The sequence below is a fragment of the Streptosporangium roseum DSM 43021 genome (genome assembly GCF_000024865.1).
Taxonomy (GTDB): domain Bacteria; phylum Actinomycetota; class Actinomycetes; order Streptosporangiales; family Streptosporangiaceae; genus Streptosporangium; species Streptosporangium roseum.
In genome coordinates this window covers 6,822,327-6,835,558 of record NC_013595.1, presented here as the reverse complement: position 1 = coordinate 6,835,558, position 13,232 = coordinate 6,822,327, and the positions used below count along the sequence as shown (strand labels likewise).

Sequence of the window (13,232 nt, the reverse complement as noted above, 5' to 3'; positions counted from 1 at the left end):
AAGGCTTGGCGGCGAAGTGAGCGTTAACAACGGAGAACGGCCAACAGTTAAGAACCTGATGTGCCGCCACGTCAATAGGGCGTTGACGGGGCGTTTCGCGTGACCGGACCGTGACCGGGCGGGTCCTTGACGGGAGGCTTTGTTAACGTTCACAGTCTTGCCCAAGCCGGTAAAACCCCCAGCCGGGGACCTCGGCCGGGACCCTCCCGGCCGGACAGTTCGGCAGGGAAGGCCTGGTCGGGGGAGCCCGACCGGGAAAGTCGGAGCCGGGAAAGCAGCCGGGAGAGGAGCAACCTGTGGGATCGACCTCGGAGCGCCGCCCTCCCGTGATGGCCGATGTCGCCAGGGTGGCGGGCGTGTCACACCAGACGGTCTCCCGGGTGCTCAACGACCACCCGAACGTCCGCGCCGAGACCCGCACCCGGGTCCTGGCGGCGATCGACCAGTTGGGCTACCGCCGCAACTTCGTCGCCCGCGCCCTGGTGACCAGGCATTCACGCAGGCTGGGGGTGGTCAGTTTCGACACCACGCTCTACGGCCCGGCCAGCACGGTCTACAGCATCGAGCAGGCGGCCAGGACGGCGGGCTACTTCGTGAGCATCGTCAGCCTGCGGACCATCGACAGGGCGGGTGTGCGCGACGCGCTCGACTACCTCGCCGACCAGGGCGTGGACGGCATCGTCGTGGTCGCGCCGCAGCGTTCGGCCGCCCAGGCCCTCGACGACCTGCCCGCGGGCATTCCCGTCGTGGCCGTGGAGGGCGGACACGCCGGGGACATCTCCGTGGTCAGCGTCGACCAGGTCGCGGGCGCCAGGATGGCCACCGAACATCTCCTGGACATGGGCCACGACACGGTCTGGCATGTCAGCGGTCCTTCGGACTGGCTGGAGGCCGAGGGGCGGATCGCCGGCTGGCGCGACGTCCTGACCGCCGCCGGGCGCCCGGTCCCCGACCCGCTGGACGGCGACTGGAGCCCGCGTTCCGGCTACGTGGCGGGCCGGCGGCTGGCCGCGATGGCGGGCGACGTCACCGCGGTCTTCGTGGCCAACGACCAGATGGCGCTCGGCGTCTTGCGGGCGCTGGCCGAGGAGGGGGTACGGGTTCCCGAGCAGATGAGCGTCGTGGGTTTCGACGACATCCCGGAGTCGGAGTTCTTCTCCCCTCCTCTCACCACCGTCAGGCAGGACTTCGGGGCCGTGGGCAGGTGCAGCATCGAGGTGCTCCTGAGGCAGATCGAAGCGGACGGGCCGCTCGCGCGCGAACGTCTCGTCGTGCCACCCGAGTTCGTCGCCAGGGCCAGCGCCTCGCCCTCGCGCCGGCCGTACGGAAACGTGCAGAACTAGCCGTACCGAACCAGCCGTACAGAACCAGCCCCACAGAGTGGTACCGGAACGGAAGCGGAGCCGTGCGCGGGCGGAGAGCGCGTCACGGGCGGAGCAGTGCGGAGAAGGAAAGCGGGAGAGCGCCGGATTCACCGCGGCGATGTTAGCGCTCCCAGTAGGACGCTCACAGGAGGAAAGGACCCCCCACCATGTTCAAGAGGATCTCGGCGCTGCTGCTGGCCGGCGCCGTCACGATGACGATGGCAGGATGCGGCGGCGACGGCGGGTCGGGCGGCTCCGCCGGCGACGGCAAGATCACGATGGGATTCTCCCAGGTCGGCGCCGAGAGCGGCTGGCGCACCGCCAACACCAAGTCCGTCCAGACGGCTGCGGAGGCCGCCGGAGTCACGCTGAAGTTCTCCGACGCGCAGCAGAAGCAGGAGAACCAGATCAAGGCCATCCGCTCCTACATCCAGCAGAAGGTGGACGTCATCGCCTTCTCGCCGGTCGTGGAGTCCGGCTGGGACACCGTGCTCAAGGAGGCCAAGAACGCCGCTATCCCGGTCATCCTCACCGACCGGGCCGTGGACTCCAAGGACACCAGCCTCTACAAGACCTTCCTCGGCTCGGACTTCGTCGAGGAGGGCCGCAAGGCCGGCAAATGGCTGACCGAGGAGTTCAAGGACACCAAGGATCCGGTGAACATCGTCGAGCTGCAGGGCACCACCGGCTCGGCGCCGGCCAACGACCGCAAGGCGGGCTTCGCCGAGGCCATCGGGACCGACCCCAAGTTCAAGGTGATCGCCTCGCAGACCGGCGACTTCACCCGCGCCAAGGGCAAGGAGGTCATGGAGGCCTTCCTGAAGGCCAACCCGGACATCGACGTGCTCTACGCGCACAACGACGACATGGGTCTCGGCGCCATCGAGGCGATCGAGGGCGCGGGCAAGGTGCCCGGCAAGGACATCAAGATCATCACGATCGACGCCGTCAAGGACGGCATGCAGGCCCTCGCCGACGGCAAGATCAGCTACATCGTCGAATGCAGCCCGCTGCTCGGCCCCCAGCTGATGGACCTGGCCGCGAAGGCCGTCAAGGGGGAGAGCATCCCGGCCCGCGTCGTGACGGAGGAGACCACCTTCACGCAGGAGCAGGCCAAGGAAGCCCTGCCGAGCCGCCAGTACTGATCGCCGACGGGCCGCTTCCCGGAGCGACCCGTCCCCCGTCGAGGAAGGTGGACGCCGCATGGCCGCACCCGTCCCGATCCTGCGGATGCGCGGGATCAGCAAAGAGTTCCCCGGCGTGAAGGCGCTCTCCGGCGTCGACTTCCGGCTGCTGCCGGGAGAGGTGCACGCGCTCATGGGGGAGAACGGCGCCGGGAAGTCGACCCTCATCAAGGTCCTCACCGGTGTCTACGACATCGACGCCGGAGAGATCGAACTGGGCGGCGAGAAGGTCGCCTTCGCCAGTCCGCTCGCCGCCCAGCAGGCCGGGATCAGCACCGTCTACCAGGAGGTCAACCTCTGTACGAACCTCTCGGTCGCGGAGAACATCTTCATCGGCCGCGAGCCGCGCCGCCTGGGCCGGATCCAGTGGGGCCGGATGCGCCGCCGGGCCGCCGAGCTGCTCGCCCGGCTGGAGCTCGACATCGACGTGTCGGCACCGCTGTCGGCCTACTCGCTGGCCGTGCAGCAGATGGTTGCGATCGCCAGGGCTGTGGACATCTCGGCCCGGGTGCTGATCCTGGACGAGCCCACCTCCAGCCTGGACACCGGGGAGGTGGCCCAGCTCTTCCGGGTGATGCGCAAGCTCAAGGAGGAGGGCATCGCGATCCTGTTCGTCTCGCACTTCCTCGACCAGGTCTACGAGATCTCCGACCGCATGACGATCCTGCGCAACGGCCGGCTCGTGAGCGAGCACCTCACCAGCGAGCTCGGCCAGGTCGAGCTGGTCGGCAAGATGATCGGCCGCGAGCTCGCCGACCTGGAGAAGCTGGAGGGCAAGCCTCTCGCCCGGGAGACCAAAGCCCTGATGGAGGCCGAGGATCTGGGCAGGGCCGGGGCCGTCGAGCCGTTCACCCTCACCATCCACGAGGGCGAGGTCGTCGGCCTGGCCGGGCTGCTCGGCTCCGGGCGCACCGAGATCGCCCGTCTGCTGTTCGGCGCCGACCACGCGGGCACCGGCTCCCTCAAGATCGACGGTCGGCCGGTGAGCCTGCGCACCCCGCGGGCGGCCATGAACCACAGGATCGCCTTCTGCTCGGAGAACCGCCGTGCCGAGGGGCTCATCCCCGACCTCACCGTGCGGGAGAACCTCATCCTGGCCCTGCAGGCGGCACGCGGCTGGAGCCGGCCGATCCCGCGCCGCAGGCAGGACGAGCTGGTCGAGAAGTACGTCTCCGTGCTGAAGATCAGCCCGGCCAACCCCGAGCAGCTGATCAGGAACCTCAGCGGCGGCAACCAGCAGAAGGTGATGCTGGCCCGCTGGCTCATCCTCGAACCCCGCCTGCTCATCCTCGACGAGCCCACCCGGGGCATCGACGTCGGCGCCAAGGCCGAGATCCAGCGCCTGGTCGCCTCCCTGTCCGACGGCGGCATGGCCGTGCTGTTCATCTCCGCCGAGCTGGAGGAGGTGCTGCGGCTCAGCCACAAGATCGGTGTGCTGCGCGACCGCAGGCTGGTCGCCGAGCTGGACAACGACGACGACCTCACGACCGACGTCCTCATGGAGACGATCGCGAGCGGAGCCCGCGCATGAACACCGTCCTCAGGCACCGGCTTCTCTGGCCCGCCGTCATCCTGGCCGCGCTGCTGCTGACCAACCTGCTGTTCACCGACAACTTCTTCGCCGTCCAGATGCGCGACGGCCACCTCTACGGCAGCCTGATCGACATCGTCCGGTTCGGCGCGCCGCTGATCCTCGTCGCACTCGGCATGACGCTCGTCATCGCCACCGGCGGCATCGACCTGTCGGTCGGCTCGGTCGTGTCGATCACCGGTGCCCTGGCCTGCCTGCGGATCAGCGGCATGGACGATCAGAACGCCGTCTCCGGCGTGGTCGCGGCCGCGGGCCTCGCCCTCGTGCTCTCCCTGGTCCTCGGGGTGTGGAACGGCTTCCTCGTCGCGGGCGTCGGCATCCAGCCGATCATCGCGACGCTGATCCTCATGGTCGCGGGACGCGGCCTGGCCCAGCTCATCACCGACGGCCAGATCATCACCGTCAACAGCGGGCCGTACAAGCTCATCGGCGGCGGCTACTGGCTCACGCTGCCGTTCGGCATCCTCATCGTGCTGGCGGTCCTCGCGCTGACCGCGGCGCTCACCCGGCGCCTGGCCCTGGGCCTGCTCATCGAGTCGGTCGGCGGGAACGCGGAGGCCAGCCGCCTGGCGGGCATCCGCTCACGCGGCGTGATCATCGCGGTCTACACGTTCGCCGCGCTGTGCGCGGGCATCGCCGGGCTCATGATCAGTTCGAACGTCTCCAGCGCCGACGGCAACAACGCCGGTCTCTGGATCGAGCTGGACGCCATCCTCGCCGTCGTCATCGGCGGCACCTCGCTGGCGGGGGGCCGGTTCTCGCTCGGCGGCACCGTGCTGGGCGCGCTCATCATCCAGACGCTGACCACCACGATCTACTCGATCGGCGTGCCTCCGGAGACGACGCTGCTGTTCAAGGCGCTCGTGGTCACCGTGGTGTGCCTGCTCCAGTCCCCGGCCTTCCGCGAGAAGGTCTTCCACCGCCGCAGACGCCCGGTGACGGCGCCACCGGCGGCCGAGGAGAAGGTGAAGGTCCCGGCGTGAGCGTCCTTGTCACCGGCCGCCGCGCGGTCCCGAGGAAATACATCCCGGTCCTGGTGACCGCCTGCCTGTTCGTCGCGATGTTCGTCGCCGGCGGCGTCCGCTACGACAGCTTCGCCACCGGCCAGATCGTCCTCAACGTCTTCATCGACAACGCCTTCCTGCTCGTCGTCGCGGTCGGCATGACGTTCGTGATCCTCACCGGCGGCATCGACCTGTCGGTCGGCGCGGTGGTCGCGCTGTCGACGATGATCTCGGCGAGCCTCGTCACGGACCAGGGCTGGCCGCCGGCGGCGGTGATCCCGCTGGTGCTGGCCATCGGCGCGGCGCTCGGCTGGGCGATGGGCTGCATCATCCACTACTTCGAGATCCAGCCGTTCATCGTGACGCTGGCCGGGATGTTCCTGGCCAGGGGCCTGTGCTACACGATCGGCACCGACTCGATCTCCATCACCGACGAGACCTACACCGCCCTCGCCCAGGCCCGCGTCGACCTGCCGGGCGGCATGTCCGTCTCGCCGAGCGTGGTCATCGCGCTGGTGGTGGTCCTCGTCGCGGCCTACGTGCTGCACTACACCCGCCTGGGCCGCAACGTCTACGCGACCGGTGGGAGCGAGCAGTCGGCGCTGCTCATGGGCCTGCCGGTGGCCAGGACGAAGATCGCGGTCTACACGATCAGCGGCTTCTGCTCGGCGCTCGGCGGCGTGCTGCTCTCCCTCTACATGCTGTCGGGGTACGGCCTGCACGCGGTCGGCATGGAGCTGGACGCGATCGCGGCGGTCGTCATCGGCGGCACGCTCCTGACCGGCGGTTCGGGCTACCTGTTCGGCACCGTGCTCGGCGTGCTCGTCCTGGGCCTGATCCAGACGATCATCAGCTTCGAGGGCACGCTCAGCTCCTGGTGGACCAAGATCTTCATCGGTCTGCTCCTGCTGGTCTTCATCCTGCTGCAGCGCCTCATCTCGGTGCGCCGCCGTACCTAGGTCGTTCAGTGGTACGGCGGAGCCGCACCTGATCACTGGAGATTGTGTGAACGTTAACAACGAACGTTACGTGGTCGGTGTCGACTTCGGCACGCTGTCGGGCCGCGCCGTCGTGGTGCGGGTGGCCGACGGCGCCGAGGCCGGCAGCGCCGTGCACGAGTACGCCCACCGCGTGATCGAGGACCGGCTCCCCGGCACCGGTGCGCGCCTCGGGGCGGACTGGGCGCTGCAGTCGCCGCAGGACTGGCGTGAGGTGCTGCGCAACGCGGTGCCGGAGGCGCTGGCCGCCTCGGGGGTCTCCGCGTCGCAGGTCATCGGCATCGGCACCGACTTCACCGCCTGCACCGTGCTGCCCGCCACCGCGCAGGGCCTTCCGCTGTGCGAGCTGCCGGAGCTGAGGGACAGGCCGCACGCCTGGCCGAAGCTGTGGAAGCACCATTCGGCGCAGCCGCACGCCGACCGGATCAACGCCCTCGCCGAGCGGCGGGGCGAGAGCTGGCTGCCCCGCTACGGCGGCCGGATCTCCTCCGAATGGGAGTTCGCCAAGGGCCTTCAGGTGCTGGAGGAGGACCCCGAGGTGTACGGCAGGGCCGAGCGCTGGATCGAGGCCGCCGACTGGATCATCTGGGAACTGACCGGCGTGGAGAGCCGCAACGTCTGCACCGCCGGCTACAAGGGCATCCACCAGGACGGGGCCTATCCCGGCGAGGACTTCCTGGCCGAGCTCAATCCCGCCTTCACCGGTTTCACCGGCAAGCTGGGCCGGGAACTGTCCCCTCTCGGCGGCCTGGCCGGCCGGCTGACCGCGCGGGCCGCCGGATGGACGGGGCTCCCCGAGGGACTCGCCGTCGCCGTCGGCAACGTCGACGCGCACGTCACGGCCGCCGCCGCGGACGCGGTACGGCCCGGCCAGATGGTCGCCATCATGGGCACCTCGACCTGCCACGTCATGCCGTCCGACCGGCTCGCCGAGGTGCCGGGCATGTGCGGCGTGGTCCGTGACGGCATCGTGCCGGGGCTGTGGGGCTACGAGGCGGGCCAGTCGGGCGTCGGCGACGTCTTCGCCTGGTTCGTCGAGACCTCGGTGCCCGCCTCCTACTCGCGGGAGGCCGGCAGCCGCGGCATCACCGTGCACGAGTATCTCACCGAGCTGGCCGCCGCCCAGAAGGTCGGCGCGCACGGGCTGGTCGCGCTGGACTGGCACAACGGCAACCGCTCGGTGCTGGTCGACCACAACCTCTCCGGGATGGTCGTCGGCCAGACGCTCGCGACCAGGCCCGAGGACACCTACCGGGCGCTCATCGAGGCCACCGCGTTCGGCGCCCGCGTGATCGTGGAGGCGTTCGAGGCCGCGGGGGTGCCGGTGGAGGAGTTCGTCGTCGCCGGCGGGCTGCTGAAGAACCGGTTCCTCATGCAGGTCTACGCCGACGTGCTGCGCCGCCCGCTGTCGGTGATCGGCTCCGACCAGGGACCGGCGCTCGGCTCGGCGATCCACGCGGCGGTCGCCGCGGGCGCCTACGAGGACGTCACCGCGGCCGCCGCCGCCATGGGCAAGCGCACCGAGGCGGCCTACGTGCCCGACGCCGGGCGGGCGGACGCCTACGACCGGCTGTACGCCGAATACCGCAACCTGCACGACCACTTCGCGGACGGTGCGCTGCTGCACCGGCTCCGCGCCATCCGGAACGAGGGGATCGCATGAGAGAGACCGTCTGCGCACTCCACCGGGAGCTGGTACGCAACAACCTGGTCGCCTGGACCGCGGGGAACGTCTCGGGGAGGGTGCCCGGGGAGGACCTGTTCGTCATCAAGCCGAGCGGTGTCTCCTACGACGACCTGACCCCCGAGGCGATGGTCGTGTGCGACCTGGAGGGCAACCTCGTCGAGGGCGCGTTCTCCCCGTCCAGCGACACGGCCGCGCACGCCTACGTCTACCGGCACATGCCCGAGGTGAACGGCGTGGTGCACACCCACTCGACCTACGCCTCGGCCTGGGCGGCACGCGGCGAGCCGATCCCGTGCGTGTTGACCGCGATGGCCGACGAGTTCGGCGGTGAGATCCCCGTGGGCCCCTTCGCCCTGATCGGCAACGACGACATCGGCAAGGGGATCGTCGCCGTCCTGGAGAGCCACCGCTCCCCGGCGGTCCTCATGCGCAACCACGGGGTCTTCACCATCGGCGACTCCCCGAAGGCGGCGGTGAAGGCCGCCGTCATGTGCGAGGACGTCGCCCGTACCGTCCATCTGTCCCGGCAGCTCGGCGAACCGCTGCCGATCCCGCAGGGCGACATCGACCGCTTGTACGACCGCTACCAGAACGTTTATGGGCAAAGGAGTCAGCGTTGAAGGTCTGGTTTCTCACCGGCAGTCAGGGGCTTTACGGCGAGGACACGCTGCGCCAGGTGGCCGAGCAGTCCCAGCGGATCGCCGCGGCCCTGGACGAGGCGCTCCCCTTCGAGGTCGAGTGGGAGCCGGTGCTCACCGACGCCGCGGCGATCCGCAGGATGTGCCTGGAGGCGAACTCCTCCGACGAGTGCGTCGGGCTGATCGCGTGGATGCACACCTTCTCCCCGGCCAAGATGTGGATCGCCGGCCTGGACGCCCTGCGCAAGCCGCTGCTGCACCTGCACACCCAGGCCGACCTGGAACTGCCGTGGAGCTCCATCGACATGGACTTCATGAACCTGAACCAGGCGGCGCACGGTGACCGCGAGTTCGGCTACATCCAGGCCAGGCTCGGAGTGCCCCGCAAGACCGTGGCCGGCCACGTGAGCGACCCCTCCGTGGCGGCGCGGATCGAGGCGTGGGCCAGGGCGGCGGCAGGCCGGGCCGAGGTGGGCTCGCTCAGGCTGGCCAGGTTCGGCGACAACATGCGCGACGTGGCGGTGACCGAGGGCGACAAGGTCGAGGCCCAGCTCCGGTTCGGCGTGTCGGTCAACACCTACGGCGTCAACGACCTGGTGGCCGCGGTCGACGCCTCCTCCGACACCGAGGTCGCCACGCTGGTCAAGGAGTACGAGGACCTGTTCCAGGTCGCCCCCGAGCTGCGCGCCGGCGGCGAGCGGCACGACTCCCTGCGCTACGCGGCCCGGATCGAGCTGGGCCTGCGCCACTTCCTGGAGGCGGGCGGGTTCAAGGCGTTCACCACCAACTTCGAGGACCTCGGCGGGCTGCGGCAGCTACCGGGCCTGGCCGTGCAGCGCCTGATGGCCGACGGCTACGGCTTCGGTGGCGAGGGCGACTGGAAGACCTCGGTGCTGCTGCGCACGCTGAAGGTGATGTCGGCCGGACTGCCGGGCGGAACCTCGTTCATGGAGGACTACACCTACCACCTGACGCCGGGACAGCAGCTCATCCTCGGCGCGCACATGCTGGAGGTCTGCCCGACGATCGCCTCGGGCGTCCCGTCGTGCGAGATCCACCCGCTCGGCATCGGCGGCCGGGAGGATCCGGTCCGGCTGGTGTTCGACGCCGAGCCCGGCCCCGCCGTCGTCGTCGGCCTGGCCGACATGGGGGAGCGGTTCCGGCTGGTCGCCAACGAGGTCGACGTGGTCGCCCCGGTCGAGCCGCTGCCGAACCTGCCCGTGGCCAGGGCGGTCTGGAGGCCCCGGCCCGACCTGCGCACCTCGGCCGAGGCGTGGCTCACCGCCGGCGCCCCGCACCACACCGTCCTGTCGGCCGCGGTCGGCGCCGAGGAACTCACCGACTTCGCCGACATGCTCGGTGTCGAACTGCTCGTCATCGACGCCGACACCACGCCACGCGGGTTCGCCAAGGAACTGCGCTGGAACCAGGCCTACTACCGCCTCGCCCAGGGATTCTGACGGTGAGGGCAGGGGGCGCCGCGCTCACCCTGGCCGTGAGCACGGTGACGCCCGCGCGGGCCACCGCCGACGGCGGCCCCCGGCGCTAGATGGTTGAGTCCAAGGGGTCTGGCCACGTTCAGTGGTCATAGGCGATCAGGGATCGTTTGATCGGCCATCCGGCCGGGTCGCTGCGCTTGACCGTCTCGCGGGAGCGGCCGCACTCCACCGGGGTGGAATCGGCCACCCACACATCATCGCTCCACAACGAGGTGTCGGCACCGAGCACCCTGATCATGCGGGTGACCAGGGCGGATGCCTTACGCAGCCGCTTGCCGTACCCGGACCGGCCCGGCAGGCGGGGAAACAGGCCGGCCAGTTCGGCCTGGGCGTAGCGCAGCCGGCGCCGCTCGGAGGTGAACCCGAGCCTGGACCCGGGTGGAGCACCATCGAGGCGTTTCACCACCGGTGGACAGATCTTGGTGCGATCGCACCGCCGGCGGCCCCGACTTCATGTTCCTGCACGAAGCACTCCCGGGTGACGTGATGGAGGGTTGCTTGAACATTGATCTAGCTCCGGAGGCCTGTGAATGGGACTCGCCGAAGGCACCTCCACCCTGGCGCCCGCGCAAATACGTAAAACGGCGACCGTCACCGTCGGCCTGCTCATGGGCGTCTGGGTGATCGACTACGTCGATCGGGTGATGATGGCCGTCGCGTTGCCGTTCATCGGCGAGGAGTTCGCGCTCACCAAGACCGAGCAAGGCTGGCTGATCACCGCCTTCTCCCTGGTCTATCTGCTGTGCCAGGTGCCGGGTGGCATCCTCGCCGACAAGTTCGGCGCCCGCCGCCAACTCATGGTCTCTCTGCTGCTCTGGTCGGTCTTCACCGCCCTCACCGGTATCGCCTGGGGTCTGGCATCCCTCCTCGTCATCCGTGCTCTCTTCGGCGTCGGCCAGGGCCTCTTTCCCGGCGCGTCCTTCAAGGCCATCGCGGAACGCACCACCCCCGCCGTCCGCGCCACCGCCGCCGGCGCCATGCTCGCCTCCAACCAGCTCGGTGCCGGCGTCGCCCCGCTCATCGTCGCGCCGCTCATCCTCGCCCTCGGCTGGCGCCACACCTTCTGGGTCACCGCCGCCGCCGGCGTCGCCATCGGCGTTCTGCTCTGGAAGCTGCTGCCCAAGGCGCTGCCCGCTCACCTCAACGGCTCCGACGTCGTTCAGGACAAGGGGACCGGCCTCGGCGCCGTCATGCGCTCGCCATCGGTCTGGAAGTTCGCCGCCCTTTTCTGCACCACCAACATGCTCGGCTACGGCTTGATCACTTGGGTGCCCAGCTATCTGCTGGAGGAGCGCGGCATCTCCCTCATCAACACCGGTGTCATGTCCGCCATCCCCGGCCTGGTCGCGTGCGCGACCGTCTTCCTCGGCGGCTGGCTGTTCGACCACTTCTTCCACGACAGGGTCCGGCTCTACGTCATCCCCCTGCTCCTGGTCACCGCCGTGCTCCTGGTGCTCATGCTGATGGCCGACTCCGCTGTCGGGTTCACCGTCTACCAGACCCTCGCCATGGGCGTGGCGGGCCTTTCCTCGATGGGCATCCTCGGCATGCCCGTGCGCGCCCTGCCGCCCGCCGTCATCGGATCCGGCATGGGCGTCGTCAACGTCGGCGGTCAGGTCGCCGGTGTCCTCGCCCCCGTCCTCATGGGCTTCCTGGTCGACAAGTTCTCCTACACCGCTGCTTTCGGCCTGCTCATCGCCACCACCGTCCTCGGCGCGCTGATCGCGTTGATCGTGCCCCAGCGCCCTGAGCAGTTCAGCCTCGGAACGAAGGAGCTCGCGTGACGACATACGATCTGGTCCTCGCCCGCGGCCGGGTCATCGACCCCGAGACCGGTCTGGACGCCGTACGCGACGTCGGCGTCAGCGGCGGGGTCATCCAGGCCGTCTCCGACCAGCCACTTGACGGCGTCACCACCGTCGACGCGACCGGCCTGGTCGTCAGTCCGGGCTTCATCGACCTGCACAGCCACAGCATGGACGTCGCCGGCCACCGCCTGCAGGCGCTCGACGGCGTCACCACCGTCCTGGAACTCGAGGCCGGCGCCTACCCGGTCGCCGCCGCCTACCGCAGGGCCGAGATCGAGGGCAGGCCCCTCAACTACGGCTTCGCCACCTCCTGGGCCGTGGCCCGTATGGCCGTCCTCCTCGGCCTCGACACCAGCGGCGACCTGAGGGATGACTTTCTCGCCAACATCGGCCGCGAGGAATGGCAGCGCGCCGCTCCGCGAAATGTCGTCGACCGCATCGTCGGCATGCTGGAGCGCGACCTCGGCGACGGCGCGCTCGGCATCGGTATCCTCGTCGGCTACGCGCCCCGCGTCGATCCCTCCGAGTACCTCGCCGTGGCCGCCCTCGCCGCCAGCGTCGGGCTGCCCACCTACACCCACGCCCGCGAACTTGTCGAGATGGACCCCACCACTCCCGTCGACGGCGCCGAGGAGATCGTCCGCGCCGCCGCCGAGACCGGCGCGCACATGCACTACTGCCACGTCAACAGCACCTCCATCCGCCATGTCGACCGCGTGCTCGGCCTGGTGGAGAAGGTTCGTGCCGAAGGCTCGCGCGTCACCACCGAGGCCTACCCCTACGGCGCGGGCATGACCGGCGTCGGCGCGGCCTTCCTCGCCCCGGAGCTCCTTCACCGGCGCGGGCTGACCCCGCACTCCATCGGCCTGCTCGGTGCCGAGGGGCGTATCCCCGACGCCGACACCCTGCGTCGAATCCGCGAGAGCGAACCCGGCTCGGCGGCTTTCGTCCATCTGCTCGACGAGGATGACCCCGCCCAGTTCGACTACATCCAGCGGGCCCTCACCTTCACCGACGCCGCTGTCGCCACTGACGCCGTACCCCTCCTGTGGCGCTCGGGGGCGTCCGACCCGTTCTCCTGGCCGCTCGGGCCCGACGCCGTCACCCACCCTCGTACGGCCGGCACCTACGGCCGGACGCTGCGCAGGCTCGTCCGGGAGAACGGTGTCCTGTCGCTGCCCGAGGCTGTGCGCCGGTGCACGCTCATCCCCGCCGACGTGGTGGGCTCGGGTGTTCCGGCGATGCGGCGCAAGGGCCGTGTTCAGGCGGGCTGCGACGCCGACCTGACCGTTTTCGACCCCGAGACCGTCAGCGATCGTGCCACCTACACCGAGACGGTCAGGCATTCCGCCGGGTTCGTTCACGTCCTTGTCGGCGGCCGGTTCGTGGTCCGCGACGAGCATCTGTTGCCGACCGCCCTGCCCGGGCGCGCTGTCAGAGCCTGATGCCTGATCCGGGT

At 69.8% G+C, this 13,232-nt stretch carries 10 protein-coding genes and 1 pseudogene; 10 read left to right on the top strand and 1 reads right to left on the bottom strand.

Features of this window, described 5'->3' with window-relative positions:
- Positions 1-329: 329 nt before the first annotated feature.
- From SROS_RS30080 to araA, 8 genes are all read left to right on the top strand, one after another.
- Positions 330-1,343 (top strand): LacI family DNA-binding transcriptional regulator, encoded by a 1,014-nt coding sequence (locus SROS_RS30080; RefSeq protein ID WP_043657061.1) that lies wholly within the window; start codon positions 330-332, stop codon positions 1,341-1,343.
- Positions 1,344-1,531: 188 nt separating this feature from the next.
- A complete protein-coding gene (locus SROS_RS30075; RefSeq protein ID WP_012892687.1) occupies positions 1,532-2,509 on the top strand; it encodes an ABC transporter substrate-binding protein in 978 nt (325 codons plus the stop codon).
- A gap of 58 nt (positions 2,510-2,567) precedes the next feature.
- Positions 2,568-4,079, top strand: a complete 1,512-nt coding sequence (locus tag SROS_RS30070; RefSeq protein WP_012892686.1) for a sugar ABC transporter ATP-binding protein — start codon at positions 2,568-2,570, stop codon at positions 4,077-4,079.
- Positions 4,076-5,122 (top strand): ABC transporter permease, encoded by a 1,047-nt coding sequence (locus tag SROS_RS30065; protein ID WP_012892685.1) that lies wholly within the window; start codon positions 4,076-4,078, stop codon positions 5,120-5,122. Before SROS_RS30070 ends, SROS_RS30065 begins: the two co-directional genes overlap by 4 nt.
- Positions 5,119-6,102 carry a galactofuranose ABC transporter, permease protein YjfF gene (yjfF, locus tag SROS_RS30060; protein ID WP_012892684.1) on the top strand — a complete coding sequence of 328 codons (984 nt, stop codon included), beginning with the start codon at positions 5,119-5,121 and terminating at the stop codon, positions 6,100-6,102. Before SROS_RS30065 ends, yjfF begins: the two co-directional genes overlap by 4 nt.
- 46 nt (positions 6,103-6,148) lie before the next feature.
- Positions 6,149-7,804, top strand: coding sequence for a ribulokinase (gene araB / locus SROS_RS30055; RefSeq protein WP_012892683.1), 1,656 nt, complete (start codon positions 6,149-6,151; stop codon positions 7,802-7,804).
- Positions 7,801-8,448 (top strand): L-ribulose-5-phosphate 4-epimerase, encoded by a 648-nt coding sequence (locus SROS_RS30050; RefSeq protein ID WP_012892682.1) that lies wholly within the window; start codon positions 7,801-7,803, stop codon positions 8,446-8,448. Before araB ends, SROS_RS30050 begins: the two co-directional genes overlap by 4 nt.
- A complete protein-coding gene (gene araA, locus SROS_RS30045; RefSeq protein ID WP_012892681.1) occupies positions 8,445-9,926 on the top strand; it encodes an L-arabinose isomerase in 1,482 nt (493 codons plus the stop codon). Before SROS_RS30050 ends, araA begins: the two co-directional genes overlap by 4 nt.
- Before the next feature lie 154 nt (positions 9,927-10,080).
- On the opposite strand, the pseudogene SROS_RS30040 reads toward araA, so the two are convergent.
- Positions 10,081-10,332, bottom strand: a pseudogene (locus SROS_RS30040) (IS982 family transposase); the annotation flags it as partial.
- 163 nt (positions 10,333-10,495) lie between these two features.
- Here SROS_RS30040 and SROS_RS30035 point away from each other — a divergent pair.
- Together SROS_RS30035 and SROS_RS30030 are read left to right on the top strand one after the other, a co-directional pair.
- On the top strand, positions 10,496-11,749 hold the full coding sequence (locus SROS_RS30035; protein WP_012892679.1) for an MFS transporter: 1,254 nt from the start codon (positions 10,496-10,498) through the stop codon (positions 11,747-11,749).
- Positions 11,746-13,218 carry an amidohydrolase family protein gene (locus tag SROS_RS30030; protein WP_012892678.1) on the top strand — a complete coding sequence of 491 codons (1,473 nt, stop codon included), beginning with the start codon at positions 11,746-11,748 and terminating at the stop codon, positions 13,216-13,218. The genes SROS_RS30035 and SROS_RS30030 overlap by 4 nt, the downstream gene beginning before the upstream one ends.
- The last annotated feature ends 14 nt before the right edge of the window (positions 13,219-13,232 follow it).